This is a genomic window from Microbispora sp. CA-102843, from assembly GCF_050936215.1.
Lineage (GTDB): Bacteria > Actinomycetota > Actinomycetes > Streptosporangiales > Streptosporangiaceae > Microbispora.
In genome coordinates this window covers 7,071,490-7,094,038 of record NZ_JBNJNF010000001.1, presented here as the reverse complement: position 1 = coordinate 7,094,038, position 22,549 = coordinate 7,071,490, and the positions used below count along the sequence as shown (strand labels likewise).

Below are 22,549 nucleotides of genomic sequence, written 5' to 3'. Positions count from 1 at the left end.
GTTCTGTCTAGTAGAGATGACATATATGCGAAACGAGCCCGAAGACCTTGCCGTAGGCGATTACGAACTGGAAGAGCGCCAGGCGCTCCGCCGCGTAGCGGGTCTGTCGACAGAGCTCGAAGACATCACCGAAGTCGAGTACCGCCAGCTCCGGCTGGAGCGCGTCGTCCTGGTGGGCGTCTGGGCGGGCGGCACCGCGCTGGACGCGGAGAACTCGCTGCAGGAGCTGAAGCTGCTGGCCGAGACCGCGGGATCGCAGGTGCTGGAGGGTCTGATCCAGCGTCGCGACCGGCCCGACCCCGCCACCTACATCGGATCGGGCAAGGCCGTCGAGCTGCGGGACATCGTGGCCGCCGGCGGCGCCGACACCGTGATCTGCGACGGCGAGCTGACCCCCGGCCAGCTCCGCCAGCTCGAAGAGGTCGTGAAGGTCAAGGTCATCGACCGGACCGCGCTGATCCTCGACATCTTCGCCCAGCACGCCAAGAGCCGCGAGGGCAAGGCGCAGGTCGAGCTGGCGCAGCTGCAGTACCTGCTGCCGCGCCTGCGAGGCTGGGGTGGCAACCTGTCGCGCCAGGTCGGCGGTCGTGCCGCCGGTGGCGTCGGCATCGGCGGCCGCGGCCCCGGTGAGACCAAGATCGAGCTGGACCGGCGGCGGATCCGCGAGCGGATGGCCAAGCTGCGGCGGCAGATCAAGGGGATGTCGACCGCCCGGCAGACCATGCGGCACCGCCGGCAGGCCCGCGAGGTGCCGGCCGTTGCGATCGCCGGATACACCAACGCCGGCAAGTCGTCGCTGCTCAACCGGCTGACCGGCGCGGGCGTGCTGGTCGAGGACGCGCTGTTCGCGACCCTCGACCCCACCGTGCGCAAGGCCCGCACGCCCGAGGGCCGCCTGTTCACGCTGGCCGACACGGTCGGTTTCGTACGGCACCTGCCCCACCAGCTCGTCGAGGCGTTCCGCTCGACGCTGGAGGAGGTGGGGGACGCCGACCTGATCCTCCATGTGGTGGACGGGTCGCACCCCGACCCCGAGTCGCAGATCGCGGCCGTCCGCGAGGTGCTGGCCGAGATCGAGGGCGCGCGGGACATTCCGGAGATCGTGGTCGTGAACAAGGCCGACGCCGCCGACCCCGTCGTGCTGACCCGGCTGACGATGAAGGAGCGGCACAGCGTCGTCGTCTCCGCCCGCACCGGGGCCGGGATCGGCGAGCTGATGTCCGTGATCGAGCGGGAGCTTCCCCGCCTCGACCACGAGGTCAGGCTGCTGGTGCCGTACGACAGGGGCGACCTGATCGCGCGGGCGCACAGCGAGGGCGAGGTCCTGTCGCTGGAGCACACCGGCGACGGCACGATCCTGCACGCCCGGGTCTACGCCGATCTGTACGCGGAGCTGGACCGCGTGGCGAAGCCCGTCGAGACCGTCTGACGCCTTTTTCATCGGCGGGCCACCTCCGGCGTGTCGGTGGCCCGCCAGCGGTTGCCCTTGCTATGATAAGGAAAGCCTAATGGGACCTTATGGCGTGGGTAACAACATGACTCCAGGCAGTGTGGTCACCCTTTCCAAGGCGTTCGCGGACATCGGATCTGCTCCTTCGATCCTGACCTTGCCGCAGCGTGTGAGACGACTGATGCGCTGCGATGCGCATGAGGCCGACGTTCGTTTCTGTCGCTAACCCTGTACATCGAGCCCACCTGTGAAATACCGTAACTGAACTGAATCGCCCGGGTTCGAGATCCCGGCGGTAGGGTCATCGCACAACATGGGTGCGCGATGAGGCAGGAGACCCCCCAATGACGTCCGGACACGAAGCGGACCCGGCGGGCCAGGCGCCCGCAGGCGGGGGCCGTTCGTCGTCCCGGGGTATTCGGCAGGTGGTCCGATGACCGTTCGCCTTCTCACCAACATCGGCCGGCTCTGGACCGGGCACGATGTGTGTAGCAACGCGGCGATCCTGGTGCACAACGACCGGATCGCGTGGGTCGGCCGCGCCGCCGACCTCCCGCAGAGCGTTCCCGGAGTCGTGGACGACATCGTCGACGTCGACCACGTGGAGAACCTCGGCGGAGCGCTCGTCACGCCCGGCCTCATCGACGCGCACACCCACCCCGTGTACGCAGGCAACCGCTACGCCGAGATGGCGATGCGCTCCGGGGGATCCAGTTCCTCGGCCATCGCGGCGGCGGGCGGCGGCATCGGCTCGACCGTCACCGTGACGCGTGGCACCGACCCCTGGACACTGTGCAACGGGGTCCGCGAGCGGCTGCGCGAGTGGCTGCTCGGCGGCACCACGACCGTCGAGGCCAAGACCGGCTACCACCTGACCCGCGACGGCGAACTGGCCGACGTGCGGCTGCTGCGCGAGCTCGAGAAAGAGCCGATGATGCCGCGGGTCCACGTCACGTTCATGGCCGCCCACGTGGTGCCGCCGGAATACTTCGGCCGCCAGCGCGACTACGTCGAGGCCGTGGCCTCGTGGTGCGCGGACGCCGCCGGCGCCGGGGCCGACAGCGTGGACGTCTACTGCGACGACGGCCACTTCACTGCGGAGGAGGCCCGCTGGGTGCTGGCCTCCGGCCGCAACGTCGGGCTGCTGCCGCGCATCCACGCGGGCGCCTACAACCGGCGCGGCGCCGTCCAGCTCGCGGCCGAGATGAGCTGCGCCTCCGCCGACCTGCTCCACCACGCCTCGGACGAGGACGTCGCCCTCATGGCGAGATACGGCGTGCCCGCCGTCGTCTGCCCGGGCGCGGCCCTGCAGGTGGGCCACCTCCCGCCGGTGCGCCGGATGCTGGCCCAGGGCGTTCCGGTGGCGCTCGGCAGCGACCACAACCCCGGACACTGTGGCATCACCTCGATGTCCCTGGTCATCAGCCTCGCGGTGGCGGCGTTCGGGATGAGCGTCGGAGACGCCCTGCGGGCCGCCACTCTGGGCGGCGCCCAGGTCCTCGGCGCTCCCGACCGCGGCATCCTCGCTCCCGGCCGGCTCGCCGACATCGTCCAGTGGGACGCCGACCACGAGGGCGCGTTCGCCTGGTCGTTCGGTCTCAAGCCGCGTCGCGTCTGGCGGGGCGGCGTACCGGTCCAGTGACCGGTGTGGCCTGAACGTTCACGAAGGGGTTGCCGGGCGATCACTCGCGGGTAATCTCGCGATATGTCACCACCTGTCGCTGTCGTCACCGATTCCACGGCGTACCTCGGCGCCGAGGCGACCGGCAGATGGAACATCACCGTCGTACCGGTTCAGGTGCTCCTGGGCGATCGGGAGATCGACGACGTGACCCCGTTCGACGCCGGTCTTCTCGCGCACGCCCTCAAGGACCGCTCGCCGATCGTCACCTCGCGCCCGGCCCCCGAGCGTTTCGCGGACGCCTACCGGCGGGCCGCCGCGAACGGCGCCGCCGCGATCGTCTCCGTCCACCTGTCCGGCGCACTGTCCGGCACCGCCGACTCCGCGCGTCTGGCCGCGCGTGAAGCCCCCGTGCCGGTCGAGGTCGTCGACAGCGGGTCGATCGCCATGGGGCTCGGCTTCGCGGTGCTGGCCGCCGCGCGGGCGGCCACGACGGGATCCCCGGCCGCCGAGGTGGCCGACGTGGCCCGGCGGCGGGCCGCTTCCGCGAGCACGTTCTTCTACGTCGAGACGCTCGACTACCTGCGGCACGGCGGCCGCATCGGCCGGGTGACCAACCTCCTCGGGTCGGCCCTGTCGATCAAACCGCTGCTGCGCATGGCCGACGGCGAGATCGGCGTTCTGGAGAAGGTCCGCACCGCGAGCCGTGCCCTGGCCCGCCTGGAGGACCTGGCCGTCGAGGTGGCCGGGGACCGGCCGGTCGACGTGGCCGTGCAGCACCTGATGGCGGCCGAGCGGGCCGAGGCGCTCACCAAGGGGCTGACCGCGCGACTGCCCAGGCTCGTACGGATGTGGGTGGCCGAGATCGGGCCGGTCCTCGGCGCCCACGTCGGCCCTGGCATGCTCGGCGTCACCGTCGCCCCCGCCGCGGTGGACTGAGCCCTCCCGGAGATCCGGCGGTGCGTCCACTGCTGCGCCGTCCGGCTCCGGTCCGCGCTGTCCCGCGCTGTCCCGCGCGGTCTTGCGCCGTCCCGTGCCTTTCCACGCCTTTCCACGCTGTGCCGCGCCGGACGATCAGCGCGTGGTGCGTCCCTGATCGTCCGTGAGGTGAGCCCGTCGTGGCAGCTCCCGGGTTGTCCACAGAATCACGTTCGGGCCGGGCGGGGTCCTGTCATGTGTCTACCGTCCATGGCGTGCGAAGCAAGGAGTCTCGTGGGGCTGCCCGCGGCGTCGTCGGCGAGTCCCGCCTGCGCGGGCTGTTGCGTCCGCTCGATCCGTTTCCCCCGTCCGCCCGCCTGCGGTCGACGCCGTCCCCGCCCGGGCCGCCGCCGTCGTTCGGTGCTCCCCACGTCGTCCGTACGGAGACCTACGTGCCGGATCATCCGATGGAGGCCGAGGGCGATCATTACCGGGAGGGGACCTCCGGCCTGCCCGAGGAGGTCGCCGACCGGTGGGAAGGACGCGCGGACGGGCCGGGGACGTCCGCGCGGAACCTGCGAACGCTCGGACGGGCGGCTCTCGGTCGAGCCCTGCCACGGCTCGACCCGGGCATGCCCGGGCTGCGGGTGCTGGTGGCCGCCGGGCTGCTCGCCGCGCTCGTCACCGGGATCCTGGCCTGGCGGTCGAGGCCGGTGGCAGAGCCCATCGCCCCGCCGCTCCCGGCCGCCGCGGTGCGCGACCTCCGCCCCATCGCCGACCACGCCGGCGACCACGTTGCCGACCGCACCGCCGACTCCGCCGCCGGCCCCGACGCGGCACCGGGTTCGGCCCCGCATGCGACGTCGGGCCCAGGAGTCGATGCCGGGCCGGGCGCGACGGCCTACGTCGCGGGCACCGGTGGCACCATGGCCGCCACCCCCGGTTCATCGGCGCGAGTCGTGGTTTACGTGACAGGCAAGGTCCGCAACCCCGGGGTGTTCGTCCTCGCGTCCGGCTCGCGGGTCGCCGACGCGATCGAAGCCGCGGGAGGTCTGCGGAAGGGCGCGAACCCGGGCGGGATCAACCTGGCCCGGCGAGTGGTGGACGGTGAGCAGATCGTCGCCGGAGGCCCGGCGACGGCCGGTGCGGGCCCTGCTCCAGACCCTGCGTCGGGCATGACGCCGGGGGCCGGGGTGGTGAACCTCAATACCGCCACCGCCGAGCAACTCGACGCGCTGCCCGGGATCGGCGGCGTGATCGCGCAACGGATCGTCGACTACCGGGACGCGCACGGAGGTTTCCAGAGCGTCGACCAGTTGAAAGACGTTCCGGGCATCGGAGACAGGAAGTTCGCCGAGATGCGCGACAAGGTGTCCGTGTGACCGCCGGAGGCCACCCCCACGACCCTCCCGAGGGCCGCGACGAGCGGGGCCGCGATGAGCCGGGGCGCGCTCAGCCGGGGCAGGACGAATCGGGGCGCGGCAGGACGGTCTCCGGTCCGGCGGCTCTGGCCGCTCCAGCGGTGGCCTCCTGGCTCACGGCACTCGTGCTGCTCGGCTGCCCCGCCCTCGCGGGAGCCGCCGTGGCACTGGCCGCGGCCGTCGCGGGCGCCGTCACATGGGCGGCGGCGAAGCGTCGCGACATCGCGGCGGACTACACGCGGGCTCCGGCAGGAGAGCGCCCCGCCGCCGCGGGCGGGAAACGGACGGGTCAGGCACCCCGGCACCGTTTGGGAGAGGAGGAGCAGCCGGCGGGCGCGGAACCGCGACACCGCTTGGGGGAGGAGCAGTGGCTCTCGGGACGCGGCGTCTCGCATGGGCGGGCTGGCGTCGAGCATGGCTGGGGCGGCGTCGCCGAGGCAGGTTCGCGCGTCGGCGGGGGACTCGCCGGCCCGACGAGAGCGCCCGGGGTCGCCGCAAGGATCGCCCTGGCGGTGCTCGCGTCTGTGGCCGTTACGGCCGCGGTGACGGCGTTCACGGTCCACGGAGTGACGACCGGGCCGGTGCCGGACCTGGCCCGCCGGGGCGTCACGGTGACCGCCGAGGCCGAGATCGCCGACGATCTGCGCATCCGGCCGCACCAGGGCGGGGTGTCCCGGCGGGAGACGGCGGTCGTCCGGGCCCGGATGCTGCTGGTGTCGGCCGCCCAGGAGCGGTACGCCGTGGACGTGCCCGTCGTGCTGCTCGGTCCCGCCGACGGGTGGCGTCCGCTGCTGCCGAGCCAGCGGGTCAGGGTGCGTGGGCGGTTGGGTCCGGCCGAGCCGGGTGAGCCGGTCGCGGCCGTGATGCTCGTCCGGGGGCCGCCCGAGCCGATCGGCGCGCCATCGGCCGTGCAGCGTGCGGCCGGAGTGCTGCGCGCGGGTCTGCGCGAGGCGAGCGACGTGCTGCCCGACGACCAGCGCGGGCTGTTGCCCGGTCTGGTCGTCGGCGACGTGTCGCGCCTGGACGAGGAGGTCCGGCTCGACCTGGCGACGGCGGGACTCGGCCACCTCACCGCCGTGTCCGGCACCAACCTCGCGATCGTGGCGGGCGCCGTGCTGGTGCTCGGGCGCTTCGCCGGCCTGCCACTGGCCCTCCGGGCCGTCGTCGCGGTCGTGGCGATGATCGCGTTCTCGGTCGTGGCGAGGCCGTCGCCGAGCGTGCTGCGAGCCCTCGTCATGGGAACCGTCGCCGCCGTAGCCCTCGGCACCGGCCGCACCAGGGACGGCGTGGCCGCCCTGTCGGCGACCGTGCTGGGGCTGGTCGTGTTCGACCCCGGGCTGGCCCGGCAGTGGGGCTTCGGGCTGTCGGTGTTCGCGACCGGCGGCATCCTGCTCCTCGCGCCCCGGTGGCGCGACCGTCTGACGGCGCGCCGGGTGCCCCGCCTGCTCGCCGAGGCCCTGTCCGTGACCGCCGCGGCGCAGGCGGCCGTCACACCGCTGCTGGTGCTGATGTCCGGGCGCCTCGACCTGGCCGCGATCCCGGCCAACCTGCTCGCGGAGCCCGCGGTGGCGCCCGCGACGGTGCTGGGGTTCGGGGCCGCCCTGATCGCCCCGGTGAGCATCGACCTGGCCCGGCTGCTGGTGCGCCCCGCCGGGTGGGCCGTGGGCTGGATCATCACGGTGGCGCAGCGGGCGGCCGACCTTCCGTTCGCCTCGGCGGAGTGGCTCGGGGGAATGGCGGGCGTCGCCGCGCTCACGGCGGCGGCCGTCGCGGGATGGCTCGTCCTGCGGGGCCGTGCGCGCAGGCGCCTGGTGGCGGCGCTCGCTGCGGGAGCGTTGCTCGCCGCCCTCGTGGCCATGCCGGTGGTGTCGCCCTGGCCGCCGCCGGGATGGCTGCTGGTCGTCTGCGACGTCGGCCAGGGAGACGCCATGGCCCTGGCGGCCGGTCCCGGCCGGGCCGTGGTGGTCGACGCCGGGCCGCAGCCGGGCCCCGCCGACCGGTGCCTGCGCGCCCTGGGAGTGCGGCAGGTGCCGCTCGTCGTCCTCACCCACCCCCATCTCGACCACGTCGGCGGGCTGCCGGGCGTGCTGCGCCGCCGAGCGGTGGGGGCGGTGGTCGTGAGCCCGAGCCGTGTGCCGGAGGGCGAGGCCGGTCGCGTCTCCACGCAACTCAGGACGGCTCGGATCCCGGAATGGCAGGCGGTCCCCGGGATGCGGTGGCGGTTCGGGCTGAGCGAGATCACCGTGCTCGCCCCCGAGTCCGGTGCGGCGCCGCAGGGCTCCGGTGAGGGGGCGACGGCCAACAACGCCAGCGTCGTGCTGCTGGTGCGCTGGTCCGAGCCGCCCACACAGGGCACGCCCGCAGCACCACACAGTCTGCCCGCAGCACCCGCAGCACCCGCAGCGCCCGGAGTGCCCGGAGGGGCGAGAGTGCCGGGCGGGCCCGGCGCACAACCGGCGCCGGGGCCGATTCTGGGGGCGGCCCTGCTCGCCGGGGACCTGGAGACGGAGGCGCAGGAAGCCCTGCTGCGGCGCGGCCTGCCACGGGTCGACGTGCTGAAAGTGCCCCATCACGGGTCGTCCCGGCAGGCACCGGCCTTCCTCGCCGCCACGGGCGCGCGGGCCGCCCTCATCAGCGTCGGCGCGGTCAACGACTACGGGCATCCCGCCCCGCTGACGCTGCAGCGGCTGCGCTGGCTCGGCATGCGGCCCTACCGCACCGACCTGTCGGGAGACATCGCCGTCGTCGCCGCCCGCGACGGCCTCGCCGTGGTCGTACGGGGCAAACGATCGGGAGCCGGGTGAGCGGTGGGGTGGAGACCGGCCCGCGATGCTCCTTGCCGGCGGCGGATGTGCCGTGGCCGCGTGGGCGTGGCATGCTGCCTGACATGGCGAACCCAGCACCCGTGACCCTGGTCGTCGGCGACGAGGAGTTCCTTGCCGATCGCGCCATCGGCTCCATCGTGGCGGCGGTACGCGCCGAGGAACCGGGGGTGGAGCTGTACGACCTTCAGGGGAGCAAGGTGGAGCCGGGGGAGCTGACCGGGCTCGCTTCCCCCTCGTTGTTCGGTGACCGGTCGGTCATCGTGATCCGGGGGGCACAGGACCTCTCGAAGGACGTCATCGCCGAGATCGTGAAATACACCGCCCGTCCCGCCGACGACACGGTGCTGGTGCTGGCCCACCCCGGCGGCGTCAAGGGGAAGGCCCTGGTGGACGGCGTGAAGAAGGCGGGCGCCGACGTCGTCACCGTGGCCAAGCTGACCAAGGCGGGAGAGCGGCTCGACTTCATCAAGGCCGAGGTCCGCAGGGAGGGCCGCTCGATCTCGCCCGCCGCCGCCCAGGCGCTGCTCGACGCCGTGGGCAGCGACCTGCGCGAACTCGCGGCCGCCTGCAATCAGCTCGCCTTCGACACCGAGGGCAAGAACATCGACGAGGCGGCGGTCGCGAAGTACTACCGGGGACGCGCGGAGGTCAGCGGCTTCACCATCGCCGACCTGGCGATCGAGGGCCGCTTGGGGGAGGCGCTGGAGCAGGTCCGGTGGGCCCTCGCCACGGGCGTGGCGCCGGTGCTGATCGTCAGCGCGCTGGCGGGAGGCCTGCGCTCGCTCGCGAAGGTGGGCGGGGCGCCCCGCAACCTGCGCGGTGGCCAGCTCGCGAGCCATGTGGGCATGCCGCCGTGGAAGATCGACCGGGTGAAGCGCCAGCTGTCCGGCTGGGGGCCGGAGGGGATCTCCACCGCCCTGCAGGCCGTGGCAACCGCCGACGAGCAGGTCAAGGGCGGCGGCACCGACCCGGCATACGCCTTGGAGAAGGCCGTCCACACGATCGTGGCCAGTCGCGGCACCCGCTGAGCCGCTCCCGCCGCTCGGCTCAGGCCTGGCCGGGATTCTCCATACGAAGCAGCATCCGCTTGAGCAGCGCCGCGAGGACATCCTGGTCGTCCGGCTCCAGCACGCCCACCATCGCGTCCTCGACCTCGCCGCGCAGGTCCATCGCCTCGAGCCAGATCGCGCGGCCCTCGCTCGTCAGCTCCACGTCCACTCGGCGGCGGTCCTCCACACTGCGGATGCGCCGGACGAGCCCCGCCTTCTCCAGGGTGTCCAGGCGGCCCGTCATGCCGGCGGGAGAGACCTTCAGTTCGCCGGCGAGCTCCGAAGGGGTGGCCCGGCCGCCTTCTCCCCGGGCGCCGAGCCAATGAAGGGTCTCGTACTCGAAGTCCTGCAGACCCACCGCGGACAGCGCGCTGTCCTTCGCCTGGGCCAGGTGCTTCACCAGGAACTGCATGCGCGTGACGATCGCCTCCGCGCGTTCGTCGAAGGGCGCCTTCCCGCGCCACCGCGCGATGTGCCGGTCCACCGAGTCGTCCACGGGGCAATCCTACGTCGGATAAAAATACGTTGACGAAAGCTTCGCTGACGAAATACCTTCCCTCGCATGATTGCACGTCTGGTCGCCGGGCGGACGGTCGCCGCGCTCGCCACCGCCCTCATCCCCACCGGGCTCACCCTCGCCGTCATCAGAGTGACCGGCTCCGCCCTCGAACTCGGCGTCGTTCTCGCCGCCGAGATGCTGCCCATGCTCCTGCTGCTCCCGATCGGCGGAGTGATCGCGGACCGCTTCCCGCCGAGGCGGGTGATCCTTGTCGCCGACCTGGCCCGCTGCGCCGCCCAGGTGGCACTGGGGTCGCTGCTCCTCCTCGGGCGACCCAGTCTCGCCGTGATGGCGGGGCTCGCGGCGCTCACCGGAGCCGCGGTGGCCTTCGGCGTCCCGGCGGTGTCACCGCTGGTCATCGGAGTGGTTCCGGCGGAGCGCCGGCTGCGGGTGAACGCCCACATCGGAGTGGCCGGCGGTCTCGCCCAGATCACCGGCCCCGCGCTCGCCGGAGGTCTGACGCTGTGGCTCGGGCCGGGCTGGTCCTTCCTGCTGACCGGGGTCCTGTTCGCCGGGTCCGCGGTCACGCTGGGCGGCCTGGTCACGGCTCCCCGGCCGGCGACCGGGCGCGATCACTTCCTCGGCGACCTGCGGGAAGGGTGGCGCGAGGCGCGGCGGCACCGCTGGTTCCTGATCAGTGTGGCAGGGCACGGCGTCTGGCACCTCGGGGCGGGCGTCCTGCTGACCCTCGGCCCGATCATCGCCGTACGCAGCCTGGGCGGGGAGCCGGTCTGGGTGGTCGTCGCGCAGGCGGGAACGGTGGCGACGCTGCTCGGCGTCTTCCTGGCCCCCAGGCTGCCGATCCGGCGGCCCCTCGCCGTGGCGGCGGTCGGGGCGGCGGTCTACGCGTGCCCGCTCGTCGCCTTCGCGTTCCCCACGGCGTTTCCCGCGCCGGCCGTGGCCGTCACCGCCGCGTACGTCGTCGCGATGCTGGGCGTGGGGATGCTGACGCCGCTGTGGGAGACGGTGGTGCAGCAGCGTGTGGAGCCCCAGGCCCTCGGCAGGGTGGACTCGTTCGACGCGCTCATCTCCTACGCGGCGCGGCCCCTCGGTCTCGCCGCGGCGGCGCCGCTCGCCGCCTGGGCCGGAGCCGCGCTTCCGCTGCTCACGGCGGCTGCGTTGGTGGCCGTGGTCAACCTGGCGGTGCTCGCTCTGCCCGAGGTCCGGAGGCGTACGACGGAGGACGCGGCGCGACCGCCCGTGCCCGCCTGACGTCCGGAGCGACTGCGGGCACGCGAAAACGCCGCATCCCCCTGCGAGGGGAGATGCGGCGTACGCTCGGTGCGAGCTACTTGGCGGCCTGCAGGGCGGCGGCGCGCTGGGCGATCGCCGACTTCCGGTTGGCGGCCTGGTTCTTGTGAATGACGCCCTTGCTGACGGCCTTGTCGAGCTGCCGGGACGCGGCCTTGAGCGCGACGAGGGCTTCGTCCACGTTGCCCTGGTCGGCAGCCTCGCGGAACTTGCGGACCGCGGTCTTCAGGGACGACTTGACGGCCTTGTTACGCAGCCGGTGCTTCTCGTTCTGCCGGTTGCGCTTGATCTGGGACTTGATGTTCGCCACGAAGAAAGCCTCAGTGTTAAGTCTCGGTCGGATGGGGCGCGCGGGCTCGTGAGAGGGCGCGCCACACGCAGTTGGACAGGATACCAACAGCCCGGGCCGTCGCTCAAATTCACGACGACAGGGCCGCCCCCGCTCATGCTATCGCGACGCGGCAGCCGCGGTCCGCACATCGGCCCGCCCGCCCGACGACTCCACGCTTCCTCCGGCACCACCGCGCACCCAGGCCCGCTCGTACTCCGTCCAATCCTCCTCCGTGGCCGCGAAGTCGACGTACAGGGCCAGGCCGAACTCGGTGCGCGGCCCGTGCTCGCTGAGCGCCAGCCGCGCGCCCTCGGCGGCGGCCTCGACGCTCTCGGCGTAGTCGAGGTACGCCACGCCGTGGTCGTGGTACGCCGGAGCCCCGATAAGGAGGGTCTTGTCCTCGGGTACGAGGTCCAGGGCGAGGGAGGCCTGCCGTACGACATATCCGCCGTACAGGGACGGCAGGGGCGTCCCTGAGTCATACGTCATGATCGCGACCTGGTCGGTGAGGCCGACGACCTGGCGGAAGTAGTCCGGCGTCCAGTACTTGTCGTGGCCGATCACCAGGGCGGTGGGGGCGCGCAGGCCGGTCAGCGGCTCGATCTGCTGGGTGGCGACCGACAACAGCCGGGTGCCGACGGCCTGCCGGGTCTCGCGCAGGACGCTGAGGAACGGCCCGTCCCCGTCGGAGACCGGTTCGAAGTCGTAGTGGATCCCGTCGAACCCGAGGGCGACCAGGTCACGGGCGCCCGCCACGACGCGGGCCCGCGTCGCCGTGTCGGCCAGGCTCAGGTGCGGCTTGCCGTTGTCGTTGACCGTCTGGCCGAGCCAGGCCGACACCCGGACGCCGGGCACGTTCTTCCGCCACCATTTCAGAAAATTTCCGGCGTTGGCGTAGCGGTCGGGCGGCAGGGTCCCGTCGTACTTGAACGGCCCGCTGTGGACGTACACGTCCCTGATCCCGCTCGCGCGCAGCCGTACGGCGAGGGCCCGCACGTCGGCCTCGGTGCGGCGGCCGTCCACCCACGCGTGGCCCATCCACAGGGCGTCGTGGCCTGTCGTCCTGGCCCATCCGGCGGGCGTCCCGGCGAACTGCAGACGCAGCGCGGCGGCTCCGGCCAGGCCGAGCGCGAGCGGCACGGCCACGACGACGGCGGTTAATCGCAGAACACGTCTGGTGGTCAAGGCAAGCACCCGGACATGCCACCATGGAGGGTGGCTGGTCCGCCAGCCTCGGGAGGGCCCGCCGAGCGCGAGGCGAGGCGGACGGCCTGCCCGATCAGCAGTCAATCATCTTGTCGAAACGGACCCCGGTGCGCACTCAGCCTGGCCAGACCGACCCCGCGTTGATCCGCAATTTCTGCATCATCGCGCACATCGACCATGGCAAGTCGACCCTCGCCGACCGAATGCTGCAGCTCACCGGCGTGGTGGACGACAGGTCGATGCGCGCGCAGTACCTCGACCGCATGGACATCGAGCGGGAGCGGGGCATCACCATCAAGTCGCAGGCCGTGCGGCTCCCATGGAACGGCCACGTGCTCAACATGATCGACACGCCGGGCCACGTGGACTTCACCTACGAGGTGTCCCGGTCGCTCGAGGCGTGCGAGGGCGCGATCCTGCTCGTCGACGCCGCCCAGGGCATCGAGGCGCAGACGCTGGCCAACCTCTACCTGGCCATGAACGCCGACCTCCACATCATCCCGGTGCTCAACAAGATCGACCTGCCCGCCGCGCAGCCGGACAAGTACGCCGAGGAGATCGCGGGCCTGATCGGCTGCGACCCCGGCGACGTGATGCGCGTGTCCGGCAAGACCGGCGTGGGCGTCAAGGAACTGCTCGACCACGTCGTGGAGCACGTCCCGGCGCCGGTCGGCAACGCGGACGTCCCCGCCCGAGCGCTGATCTTCGACTCCGTGTACGACACCTACCGGGGCGTCGTGACGTACGTCAGGGTGGTGGACGGCCACCTGTCCAAGCGCGAGCGCGTGCTGATGATGTCCACCGGCGCGCAGCACGAACTGCTGGAGATCGGCGTCATCTCGCCGGAGCCCATGCCGTCCGACAAGGGGCTCGGCGTCGGCGAGGTGGGCTACCTGATCACCGGCGTGAAGGACGTGCGCCAGTCGCGGGTCGGCGACACGGTCACCAACGCGGCCAAGCCCGCCGGGGAGGCCCTGGGCGGCTACGAGCACCCCAAGCCGATGGTCTACTCCGGGCTCTATCCCATCGACGGCGACGACTACCCCGAGCTGCGCGAGGCCCTCGACAAGCTGCGGCTGAACGACGCCGCCCTCGTGTACGAGCCGGAGACGTCGGCGGCGCTCGGCTTCGGCTTCCGCTGCGGCTTCCTCGGCCTGCTGCACATGGAGATCGTCCGTGAGCGGCTGGAACGCGAGTTCAACCTGTCGCTCATCTCGACCTCGCCCAACGTCATCTACCGGGTGAACATGGAGGACGGCAGCGAGCACGTCGTCACCAACCCCTCGGAGTTCCCGGCGGGGAAGATCGGCCAGATCTTCGAGCCCGTGGTGAAGGCCACGGTGCTCGCTCCGGCCGAGTTCATCGGCGCGATCATGGAGCTGTGCCAGGGTCGCCGCGGGCAGCTCCAGGGCATGGACTACCTGTCGGAGGACCGGGTCGAGATCCGCTACACGCTCCCGCTCGGCGAGATCATCTTCGACTTCTTCGACCAGCTGAAGTCGAAGACCCGCGGGTACGCCTCGCTCGACTACGAGCCGTCCGGTGAGCAGGAGGCCGACCTGGTCAAGGTCGACATCCTGCTGCAGGGCGAGACCGTGGACGCGTTCAGCGCGATCGTCCACCGCGAGAAGGCGTACGCCTACGGCGTGGAGATGGCCAAGAAGCTCAAGGAGCTCATCCCGCGGCAGCAGTTCGAGGTGCCCATCCAGGCCGCGATCGGCGCCCGCGTCATCGCCCGGGAGAACATCCGCGCCATCCGCAAGGACGTCCTCGCCAAGTGCTACGGCGGTGACATCAGCCGTAAGCGCAAGCTGCTGGAGAAGCAGAAGGAAGGCAAGAAGCGGATGAAGATGGTCGGCCGGGTGGAGGTCCCCCAGGAGGCCTTCGTCGCCGCCCTCTCGTCCGAGGCCCCGGACAAGAACAAGAAGTAGGACTCCGTCTGGTTTGACCAGAACTTAATAGGATCGCGGAGAAACATGACCATCCTTTAACGTTTGGTCATGCACATCCTCTCTGTGAACGTGGGCCTGGCCGTGGACGCCGAATGGGCCGGCAACCTGCGGCGCACCGCCATCGACAAGCGGAAGGCTGAGGGCCGGGTCGCCGTACGCGAGAACGGCCTGGCGGGCGACGAGCGTGCCGACATCCCCAACCACGGCCACCCGGACCAGGCGGTGTACGCCTATGCGCGGGAGGACTACGACTGGTGGGAGCCCCGCATGGGCCGCGACCTGCGCGACGGCCAGTTCGGGGAGAACCTCACGACGTCCGGGGCCGACGTGACCGGCGCGGTCCTCGGGGAGCGGTGGCGGGTCGGCACGGCCGTCCTGGAGGTCACCGCCCCCCGCGTCCCCTGCGTCGTGTTCCGCAACTGGCTCGACGAGCGCGGCTGGGTGAAGCGCTTCACCGAGGCGGGCCGCACCGGGGCGTACTTCCGGGTGATCGAGCAGGGCGAACTCGGCGCCGGCGACGAGATCGAGGTGCTCGACCGGCCCTCTGACGGGGTGACGATCGCCGAGTCGTTCCAGGCCTACCACGGCGACCGGGACCTGTTGCTGCGGATCCTCGCCCTCCCCGGCCACAGCATCAGGTGGGACCGGGTCGCCGAGCGCGTGCTCGACAGCCGCACCGACGTGGTCGCGTCCTGATCACGAAGCGCTCACGGCCCTCGGTTCCAGCCGTGAAGCGATCTACTTTGCTTGTATGAGACGGTTCGCGGGTCTGCTCGTGGTCGGGTTGATCGCCTTCGGGGCGACCGGCTGCACCGTTCCCATCAACGGGATCACCGGGGTCAGCGTCGACCGGGACGGGAACCTCGTCATCGTCCTGGCCTGGTGCGGGCGGCAGCCCGACGGCGTGATCGTCTATCACGACCGGTACCCGGAGGATCCCACTCCCGCGACGTACGACCCCGACGCGACGGAGCCGCCCAATCCCTCCATCAGCGACGCCTCCTACCTGGCTCCGCGGGTGGCGGGTGAGACGGCGTCCTTGCGGCTCGACGCTCCCGGCGACGGCTGGCGGGCCGAGCAGAAGATCCCGTCATTCGACCCGGCCATCACCTACCGGGCATATGGCTGGACGAATGACAACAGCTATTCGACCGAGCACGTCGAGTTCCAACCCGGCGACGCGGACAAGCTCAGGCGCAGACCGGGCACGGTGCTCGTCAACGAGTACGACGACAGGACGGACAAGGTCGTCGACGCGCTGATCCCGCGGGCCGAGTTCGACCAGGAAGGACGGACGGAGTACTGCCCTTCTTGATCAGGCGAACCGGGCGAGGAGCCGGTCGAGCATCCGCTCCCCGCCCGGCCGGGGGAAAGGCCGAGAGGCCGACACCGCAGAACGCCTGCCCAGGTAAGTGGTCTTTCCTGCCCTCCGTGTGCGGAAGAGGCCGGGGTGCCCCTTCCGCACGGCCGGTCAGCGCAGGACGGAGTAGAGGGCCGAGGTGAGGGAGGCCTTGGAGTCGTCCTGGTCGATGGACCAGAGCATGGAGCCGCCGAGGCCCTTGAGGCGGATGTAGGCGGCCTTTTCCAGCATGACGGCGGGGTCGTCGTAGGACCAGAACTCGTTGCCGTCGTAGAGCCACAGGGTGCCGGTGAGCAGGTCGCGGTAGCGCTTGCCGGGCTTGTTGACGAGGTTTTTGTAGTCGTCGCTGCCGGCGGCCCAGGTGCCGGGGGCGGGGCCGGTGGCGGTGGCGTACCGGCCGTCGCCGCGGGAGGTCACGCCGGTCCAGCCCTGGCCGTAGGCGGGGACGCCGATGACGATCTTCTGCTTGGGTGCGCCGCGGCCGACGTAGTCGCGTACGGTCTGGTCGACGCTGAACTTCACGTCGTTGGGGTCGCGCCGGTCGGTGAGAAGGTTGGCCTGGTGGCCGGTGCGGTTCTCCCAGGGGCCGTGGAGGTCGTAGCCCTGGACGGTGGCGAAGTCGAGCTGGTCGAAGACCTTGCTGACCTCGAAGCCGGCGTCGATCTTGGCGGCGGCGGCGGGGAGGAAGGCGCTCAGTTCGTCGCGCCGGTCGTGGGCCTTCATCTGGCGGCGCAGTTCGGCGAGGAACAGGGTGAAGTTCTGCTTGTCCTCGGGGCGGATGACGTTGCCGTCGTTTCCGGCGGAGCCGGGCCATTCCCAGTCGAGGTCGATGCCGTCGAACACGCCGGAGGCGGCGCCGGGGGGCAGGCCGGGCAGGTCGCCCTTGAGCCACAGGTCGACGCAGGAGGTGGCGAGCCTGGCCCGGGACTCGGGGGTGAGGACGGCGTCGGAGAAGTACTTGGAGCCGGTCCAGCCGCCGAGGGAGATCAGGACCTTGAGGCCGGGGTGGCGGGCCTTGAGCTTCTTGAGCTGGCCGAGGTTGCCCTTGAGTGGCTGGTCGTCGGTGTCGGCGACGCCGTCGACGCTCTGCTCGGCGGGCACGGGGCGCTGCCAGTCGGCCCAGGGGTCGGCGGAGTAGCAGGTGCCCTCGGGGCCGACGAACCCGAAGGCGTAGTTGAGGTGGGTCAGCTTCGCGGCGGCGCCGCTCGCGTCCACGTCCTTCACGTGGAAGTTCCGACCGTAGATTCCCCACTGGATGAAATAGGCGACCCGCTTGTAGCGGTCCCCGCCAGTGGTGGCCTGGGCCGCCGACGGCGCCAGTCCTGCCGCCAGGGTGGCCGCGACAGCCACGGCGAGGGTCCTTCTCATGAGCACGCCGGCCTCCCGAGCGCTTTTTTTATAGGAAAGTTTCCTGTAAATTGCCGCGATCGTAGACCGGTGTGATCAGGGCGTCAATGGCAGGGCGCGAGTGACGGCAGACTGGAGAGCGTGCCTTCTGTGCTTCCCGACGGCGACCCCGTCCCCGTGAGCGGCGAGCTGCCGTCCGGGGCTCTCGACGGGCTCGGCTCCCGCCCCTTCGGCTTCTACGTCCACGTGCCGTTCTGCGCGACGCGCTGCGGCTACTGCGACTTCAACACCTACACGGCGGCCGAGCTGGGCCCCGGCGCCGCGCAGCGCGACTACGCCGCCACCGCGGTCGAGGAGATACGGCTGGCCCGGCGCGTGCTGGGAGACGCCGCGCCGCCCGTGGAGACCGTCTTCTTCGGTGGCGGCACGCCGACCCTGCTGCCCGCCGCCGACCTCGTACGGATCCTCGGCGCCATCGGCGAGGAGTTCGGCCTGCGGCCGGACGCCGAGGTGACGACCGAGGCCAACCCGGAATCGGTGGACGAGACCTACCTGAAGGAGCTGCGGGCGGGCGGGTTCACCCGCCTGAGCTTCGGCATGCAGAGCGCGGTCGAGCACGTCCTCGCCGTGCTCGACCGGAGGCACACCCCCGGCAGGCCCGCCGAGGCCGTACGGGAGGCCCGTGCGGCCGGGTTCGAGCACGTCAGCCTCGACCTGATCTACGGCACGCCGGGGGAGAGCGACGACGACTGGCGGGCCTCCCTGGAGGCCGCGCTGGCCGCCGGGCCCGACCACGTCTCGGCGTACTCCCTGATCGTCGAGGACGGCACCCGGCTCGCCGCCCGGATCCGGCGCGGCGAGTTGCCGATGCCGGACGACGACGTGGCGGCCGACCGCTACCTGATCGCCGAGGAGATGCTGACGGCCGCGGGCCTGAGCTGGTACGAGATCTCCAACTGGGCTGCGGGAGACGAGGCCCGCTGCCGCCACAACCTGTTGTACTGGACCGGCGGCGACTGGTGGGGGGCCGGGCCGGGGGCGCACAGCCACGTCGGCGGCACCCGCTGGTGGAACGTCAAGCACCCCGCGGCGTACGCCGCCCGCCTGGCGGCCGGGACCTCGCCCGCGCACGCCCGGGAGGTGCTGTCGGCGGAGGACAGGGCCGTCGAACGGGTCATGCTGGAGCTGCGCCTCGTCTCGGGCCTCCCGCTCACCGACCTCGCCCCCCAGGCGCGTACGGCGTGCGCGCGGGCCCTGGCCGAGGGGCTGCTGGAGGTGGAGGCGTTCAAGGCGGGCCGGGCCGTGCTCACGCTGCGCGGCAGGCTGCTCGCCGACGCCGTGGTGCGGGACCTGACTCCCTAATCGGGTGCCGTGACAAAGTCGATCAGCTCTTCCACCCGGCCGAGCAGCTCGGGCTCCAGGTCGGCGTAGGTCGTGGCCCGGTCCAGGATGTGCCGCCACGCCTCCTGGGGGTCCATCCGCCAGCCGAGGGCCGCGATCACGCCCTCCTTCCAGGGCACGCCGCGCGGCACGTCCGGCCAGGCGGGGATGCCGAGCGCCCGCGGCTTGACCGCCTGCCAGATGTCCACGAACGGATGCCCGACCACGAGCACGTCGTCCCCGGACACCCGGGCGGCGATGCGGCTCTCCTTCGAGCCGGGCACCAGGTGGTCCACGAGCACCCCGAGCCGCCTGCCCGGCTCGGGGCCGAACTCCTCGACGATGGCCGGGAGGTCGTCCACGCCCTCCAGGTATTCGACGACGACCCCCTCCACCCGCAGGTCGTGCCCCCAGATCTTTTCGACCAGAGAGGCGTCGTGGACGCCCTCGACGTAGATGCGGCTCTCCCTGGCGACCTGCGCGCGCAGGCCCTCGACCGCGATCGACCCCGAGGCGCTCCGCAGCGGCCCCTTCGGGCCGGCCTGGGGGCGCACCAGCGTCACCGGTTTGCCTTCGAGCAGGAAGCCGGCTGGCGTCAGCGGGAACACCCGCCGGCGGCCGAACCGGTCCTCCAGTGTCACGGCCTCCTTGTCGCAGGCCACAACGGCGCCGCAGAAGCGGCCCTCGGCGTCCTCGACCACGAGGTCGGGCTCGGCCGGGATCTCGGGGATCTGCCCCCGCCGTGGCCGCCGCCAGTCTCCGGATAGCACGTCCCGCCCGTACATGCGGGGAACGCTAGCAAATCACGCCATGCGACGCCGGGCCGCGGAGCGGCGCGCGAGCACGACGATCGTCACGATCAGCGCGGCCAGGAAGCCGACGGTGGGCAGCGCCAGCAGCGCGATCGCGCCGCCCACCAGCGCGCCGCTCACCAGCGCGCCGCCCGCGAGCTGCCTGCCGACGCCGAACCGCACCCCGTCGCCCTCGCAGGCGAGCTGGTAGGTGCCCGCCTCCGGGACGCCGGCCTCGAACAGCAGCTCCCAGGTCGTGCCGTTCAGCGAGACGGTCTGGGAGACGGCCGGCCGGGTCAGCCGCACCCGCGGATCGGCGCCGTCGCCGAGTTGGCAGCGGACGTCGGTGGGCTGGTCGACGGCCGCGTAGATCGCCGGTTTGTCCGCGGGGTCGAGCGCGACGTTCACCGACTGCCCGCCGGAGAAGATCGTTCTGGGCGCGGCGTCGCCGATCGTGGAGAACAGGCCGCCGGCGAACCCGCCGACGCCCGCCACCAGCAGGACGACGAAGAGCGCCCAGGAGAGGAAGATCCACAGCAGGCGGGGCCGGATCGGCCGGGATTCGCCGTACGGCGGGGGAAAGGGGTGCGGCATCCGCAAGGTCACGTCGGCCGGCGGCGGGGGTACGGGGCGGGGCACCCGCATCGTCACGTCGGCCGCGGAGTTCTGATTCTCGTGCATGGGTGAAGAGTCCACCATGCGGCTTGTGGTGGATTTGTAGCTCGCTTGTCCTGGTGCCCTCCGCGTTATCGCACCACGTGGGGTGGTAGCCGTACACTTGGCACTCGGGAACACAGAGTGCCAGAGTCGGTGTTTCCAGGCACAGGGAGGTGACGATTGCTCGACGACCGCAAGCTCGCCGTCCTGCGCGCCATCGTCGAGGACTACGTGTCCACCAACGAGCCGGTGGGATCCAAGGCCCTGGTGGACCGGCACAACCTCGGCGTCTCCCCGGCGACGATCCGCAACGACATGGCGGCGCTGGAGGAGCAGGGATACATCACCCAGCCGCACACCAGTGCCGGCAGGGTGCCGACCGACAAGGGATACCGCCTGTTCGTCGATCGGCTGTCGCAGATCAAGCCGCTGTCCGGCGCGGAGCGCAGGGCCATCGAGACCTTCCTCGCCGGGGCGGTGGACCTCGACGAGATCGTCATGCGCACGGTGCGGCTGCTCGCGCAGCTCACCCGGCAGGTCGCGGTGGTGCAGTACCCCTCGCTCACCAGGTCGTCGGTCCGCCACGTGGAGATCGTCCCGGTCGCGGAGCGCCGGGTCATGCTGGTGCTGATCACGAACACCGGGCGGGTCGAGCAGCGAGTGGTCGACCTGCCCGAGGCCATCGCCGACGACCGGATCGCGAACCTGCGCGCCGTGCTCAACGCGTGCCTGGACGGCTGCGGCCTGTCCCAGGTGCCCGAGACCGTGGCCGACGTTCCCGAACGCCTGCCTCCCGAGGACAGGCCGGCGGCGGCCACGATCCTGTCGGTGCTGCTGGAGACGCTCGTCGAGCGGCACGAGGAGAAGATCGTCTTTGGTGGGACGGCCAACCTCGCCGCCGCCGACCTCAGCATCGGCCTGCGGGACGTGCTGGAGGCGCTGGAGGAGCAGGTCGTCCTCATCCGCCTGCTGGGAGAGACCGGCGGGCTGTCCGAACTGACCGTCCGCATCGGATCCGAGAACCCCTACAGTGGGCTGCGCGGCACTTCTATCGTGGCCGCCGGATACGGTTCGGGTGACAAGGAACTGGCCCGGCTCGGAGTGCTGGGCCCGACACGAATGGACTATCCGGTGACGATGGGTGCGGTGCGCGCGGTGGCGCGTTACGTCGGCCAGATCCTGGCGGGGTCATAAGTGTCCAACGACTACTACGCGACCCTTGGCGTACGGCGCGACGCCAGCCAGGAAGAGATCAAGAAGGCGTACCGCCGTCTCGCCCGCGAACTGCACCCGGACGTCAACCCCGATCCGGAGACGCAGGAGCGGTTCAAGGAGATCAACCAGGCGTACGAGGTGCTGTCCGACGCGGGCAAGCGCCGCATGTACGACATGGGCGCCGACCCGTTCGGCGGCGGCGCGGGGGCCGGGGCCGGGGCCGGCGGCTTCGGCGCGGGCTTCCCGTTCAGCGACATCATGGACGCCTTCTTCGGCTCGGCGGGCGCCGCGCGGGGGCCCCGCTCCCGCGCCCGCCGTGGCCGCAACGCCACCATCCGGGTCGAGCTCGACCTGGCGGAGGCGGCCTTCGGCACGACCCGCGAGATCGTGGTCGACACGGCCGTGGTCTGCGAGGTCTGCCAGGGCTCCGGGGCGGCGGCCGGCACCCACCCCGACACCTGCGACATGTGTCACGGGCGCGGCGAGGTCTCGCAGGTGACCCGTTCGTTCCTCGGCCAGGTCATGACCTCCCGTCCCTGCCCCCAGTGCGGCGGGTACGGCAGCGTCATCCGGCACCCCTGCATGGAGTGCTCGGGCGAGGGACGGGTCAGGACCCGGCGCACGATCAAGGTGAGGATCCCGGCCGGCGTCGAGGACGGCACGCACATCCAGCTCGCGGGCGAGGGCGAGGTCGGCCCCGGCGGCGGGCCTCCCGGCGACCTGTTCCTGGAGATCGTCGAGCGGCCGCACGAGATCTTCGAGCGGCGCGGCGACGACCTGCACTGCACGGTGCACATCCCGATGACCGCGGCCGCGCTCGGCACGTCGATCACGATCGAGACCCTTGACGGAGCAGAGGAGCTCGACATACGGCCGGGCACGCAGGCCGGCCAGGTCATCCCCCTCTACGGCAAGGGCGTCCAGCGGCTCAACGAGACCGGCAGGGGCGACCTGCTGATCCACGTCAACGTCGAGACGCCGACCAAGCTCGAACCGCAGCAGGAGGAACTGCTGCGCGAGCTGGCGAAGCTGCGCGGAGAGGAGCGGCCGCCCGGCAAGTTCTCCCCGGGCCAGCAGGGCTTCTTCTCGCGCCTGCGGGACGCCTTCAACGGCCGCTGAGCTGATCGCATGAGCGAGCGAAGCGATAGGCACAGCGTGTTTCGCGAGGTGTTGACCTGCGCGTCTCCGTCGCGACCGAACTCCGAGCCGCCAGGCG

At 71.8% G+C, this 22,549-nt stretch carries 19 protein-coding genes; 13 read left to right on the top strand and 6 right to left on the bottom strand.

Features of this window, described 5'->3' with window-relative positions:
* The first annotated feature begins 25 nt into the window (after positions 1 to 25).
* The 6 genes from hflX (at position 26) to holA (ending at position 9,263) form a co-directional block, all read left to right on the top strand.
* Positions 26 to 1,429, top strand: coding sequence for a GTPase HflX (hflX, locus tag ACQEVJ_RS32880; RefSeq protein WP_433107850.1), 1,404 nt, complete (start codon positions 26 to 28; stop codon positions 1,427 to 1,429).
* A gap of 454 nt (positions 1,430 to 1,883) precedes the next feature.
* Positions 1,884 to 3,092 (top strand): imidazolonepropionase, encoded by a 1,209-nt coding sequence (gene hutI, locus ACQEVJ_RS32875; RefSeq protein WP_433107848.1) that lies wholly within the window; start codon positions 1,884 to 1,886, stop codon positions 3,090 to 3,092.
* Between the two features lie 63 nt (positions 3,093 to 3,155).
* Positions 3,156 to 4,010: a DegV family protein gene (locus tag ACQEVJ_RS32870; protein WP_433107846.1), complete on the top strand. Its 855-nt coding sequence runs from the start codon at positions 3,156 to 3,158 to the stop codon at positions 4,008 to 4,010.
* A gap of 254 nt (positions 4,011 to 4,264) precedes the next feature.
* Positions 4,265 to 5,371: a helix-hairpin-helix domain-containing protein gene (locus tag ACQEVJ_RS32865; RefSeq protein WP_433107844.1), complete on the top strand. Its 1,107-nt coding sequence runs from the start codon at positions 4,265 to 4,267 to the stop codon at positions 5,369 to 5,371.
* Entirely contained in the window at positions 5,368 to 8,214 is a 2,847-nt protein-coding gene (locus tag ACQEVJ_RS32860; protein ID WP_433107842.1) for a ComEC/Rec2 family competence protein, read from the top strand. The genes ACQEVJ_RS32865 and ACQEVJ_RS32860 overlap by 4 nt, the downstream gene beginning before the upstream one ends.
* A gap of 83 nt (positions 8,215 to 8,297) precedes the next feature.
* Positions 8,298 to 9,263 (top strand): DNA polymerase III subunit delta, encoded by a 966-nt coding sequence (holA, locus tag ACQEVJ_RS32855; protein ID WP_433107840.1) that lies wholly within the window; start codon positions 8,298 to 8,300, stop codon positions 9,261 to 9,263.
* Positions 9,264 to 9,282: 19 nt separating this feature from the next.
* Here the strand turns inward: holA and ACQEVJ_RS32850 are convergent, their stop codons facing one another.
* Complete coding sequence (locus ACQEVJ_RS32850) at positions 9,283 to 9,780, bottom strand: MarR family winged helix-turn-helix transcriptional regulator (protein ID WP_433107838.1); 498 nt, start codon at positions 9,778 to 9,780, stop codon at positions 9,283 to 9,285.
* Between the two features lie 66 nt (positions 9,781 to 9,846).
* On the opposite strand from ACQEVJ_RS32850, the gene ACQEVJ_RS32845 reads away from it, so the two are divergent.
* The gene (locus ACQEVJ_RS32845) at positions 9,847 to 11,055 is read left to right on the top strand and encodes an MFS transporter (protein WP_433107836.1); all 1,209 of its coding nucleotides are present in this window, start codon (positions 9,847 to 9,849) and stop codon (positions 11,053 to 11,055) included.
* A 76-nt stretch (positions 11,056 to 11,131) separates the two neighbouring features.
* Here ACQEVJ_RS32845 and rpsT read toward each other — a convergent pair whose 3' ends face one another.
* Positions 11,132 to 11,404 carry a 30S ribosomal protein S20 gene (gene rpsT, locus ACQEVJ_RS32840; RefSeq protein ID WP_363646479.1) on the bottom strand — a complete coding sequence of 91 codons (273 nt, stop codon included), beginning with the start codon at positions 11,402 to 11,404 and terminating at the stop codon, positions 11,132 to 11,134.
* A gap of 138 nt (positions 11,405 to 11,542) precedes the next feature.
* The gene (locus ACQEVJ_RS32835; RefSeq protein WP_433107834.1) at positions 11,543 to 12,619 is read right to left on the bottom strand and encodes a hypothetical protein; all 1,077 of its coding nucleotides are present in this window, start codon (positions 12,617 to 12,619) and stop codon (positions 11,543 to 11,545) included.
* Positions 12,620 to 12,738: 119 nt separating this feature from the next.
* Here ACQEVJ_RS32835 and lepA point away from each other — a divergent pair, with 119 nt between their 5' ends.
* The 3 genes from lepA (at position 12,739) to ACQEVJ_RS32820 (ending at position 15,898) form a co-directional block, all read left to right on the top strand.
* Complete coding sequence (gene lepA / locus ACQEVJ_RS32830) at positions 12,739 to 14,562, top strand: translation elongation factor 4 (protein WP_433107832.1); 1,824 nt, start codon at positions 12,739 to 12,741, stop codon at positions 14,560 to 14,562.
* A 69-nt stretch (positions 14,563 to 14,631) separates the two neighbouring features.
* Positions 14,632 to 15,279, top strand: a complete 648-nt coding sequence (locus tag ACQEVJ_RS32825; protein ID WP_433107830.1) for an MOSC domain-containing protein — start codon at positions 14,632 to 14,634, stop codon at positions 15,277 to 15,279.
* A 55-nt stretch (positions 15,280 to 15,334) separates the two neighbouring features.
* Entirely contained in the window at positions 15,335 to 15,898 is a 564-nt protein-coding gene (locus ACQEVJ_RS32820; RefSeq protein ID WP_433107828.1) for a hypothetical protein, read from the top strand.
* Positions 15,899 to 16,054: 156 nt separating this feature from the next.
* On the opposite strand, the gene ACQEVJ_RS32815 is transcribed toward ACQEVJ_RS32820, so the two are convergent.
* Positions 16,055 to 17,293 carry a glycoside hydrolase family 18 protein gene (locus ACQEVJ_RS32815; RefSeq protein ID WP_433107826.1) on the bottom strand — a complete coding sequence of 413 codons (1,239 nt, stop codon included), beginning with the start codon at positions 17,291 to 17,293 and terminating at the stop codon, positions 16,055 to 16,057.
* Positions 17,294 to 17,431: 138 nt separating this feature from the next.
* Between ACQEVJ_RS32815 and hemW the strand changes: the two genes are divergently transcribed.
* On the top strand, positions 17,432 to 18,652 hold the full coding sequence (gene hemW, locus ACQEVJ_RS32810) for a radical SAM family heme chaperone HemW (protein ID WP_433107824.1): 1,221 nt from the start codon (positions 17,432 to 17,434) through the stop codon (positions 18,650 to 18,652).
* Here the strand turns inward: hemW and ACQEVJ_RS32805 are convergent.
* The gene (locus ACQEVJ_RS32805; protein ID WP_433107822.1) at positions 18,649 to 19,455 is read right to left on the bottom strand and encodes a DUF3097 domain-containing protein; all 807 of its coding nucleotides are present in this window, start codon (positions 19,453 to 19,455) and stop codon (positions 18,649 to 18,651) included. The two genes, hemW and ACQEVJ_RS32805, sit on opposite strands and share 4 nt — an antisense overlap.
* A gap of 18 nt (positions 19,456 to 19,473) precedes the next feature.
* Entirely contained in the window at positions 19,474 to 20,142 is a 669-nt protein-coding gene (locus ACQEVJ_RS32800) for a hypothetical protein (protein ID WP_433107820.1), read from the bottom strand.
* Positions 20,143 to 20,298: 156 nt separating this feature from the next.
* Between ACQEVJ_RS32800 and hrcA the strand changes: the two genes are divergently transcribed.
* Both hrcA and dnaJ read left to right on the top strand, forming a co-directional pair.
* The gene (gene hrcA / locus ACQEVJ_RS32795) at positions 20,299 to 21,312 is read left to right on the top strand and encodes a heat-inducible transcriptional repressor HrcA (protein ID WP_433107818.1); all 1,014 of its coding nucleotides are present in this window, start codon (positions 20,299 to 20,301) and stop codon (positions 21,310 to 21,312) included.
* Positions 21,313 to 22,452 (top strand): molecular chaperone DnaJ, encoded by a 1,140-nt coding sequence (dnaJ, locus tag ACQEVJ_RS32790; protein WP_433107816.1) that lies wholly within the window; start codon positions 21,313 to 21,315, stop codon positions 22,450 to 22,452. It begins immediately after the preceding gene.
* Positions 22,453 to 22,549 lie beyond the last annotated feature (97 nt).

What these genes read in the sequence shown, in the direction of transcription:
- hflX (WP_433107850.1), top strand. Translation starts at nt 26, where the DNA reads ATGCGAAACGAGCCCGAAGACCTTGCCGTAGGCGATTACGAACTGGAA.
- hutI (WP_433107848.1), top strand. Translation starts at nt 1,884, where the DNA reads ATGACCGTTCGCCTTCTCACCAACATCGGCCGGCTCTGGACCGGGCAC.
- ACQEVJ_RS32870 (WP_433107846.1), top strand. Translation starts at nt 3,156, where the DNA reads ATGTCACCACCTGTCGCTGTCGTCACCGATTCCACGGCGTACCTCGGC.
- holA (WP_433107840.1), top strand. Translation starts at nt 8,298, where the DNA reads ATGGCGAACCCAGCACCCGTGACCCTGGTCGTCGGCGACGAGGAGTTC.
- ACQEVJ_RS32845 (WP_433107836.1), top strand. Translation starts at nt 9,847, where the DNA reads ATGATTGCACGTCTGGTCGCCGGGCGGACGGTCGCCGCGCTCGCCACC.
- ACQEVJ_RS32825 (WP_433107830.1), top strand. Translation starts at nt 14,632, where the DNA reads ATGCACATCCTCTCTGTGAACGTGGGCCTGGCCGTGGACGCCGAATGG.
- ACQEVJ_RS32820 (WP_433107828.1), top strand. Translation starts at nt 15,335, where the DNA reads ATGAGACGGTTCGCGGGTCTGCTCGTGGTCGGGTTGATCGCCTTCGGG.
- ACQEVJ_RS32805 (WP_433107822.1), bottom strand. Translation starts at nt 19,455, where the DNA reads ATGTACGGGCGGGACGTGCTATCCGGAGACTGGCGGCGGCCACGGCGG.
- ACQEVJ_RS32800 (WP_433107820.1), bottom strand. Translation starts at nt 20,142, where the DNA reads ATGCACGAGAATCAGAACTCCGCGGCCGACGTGACGATGCGGGTGCCC.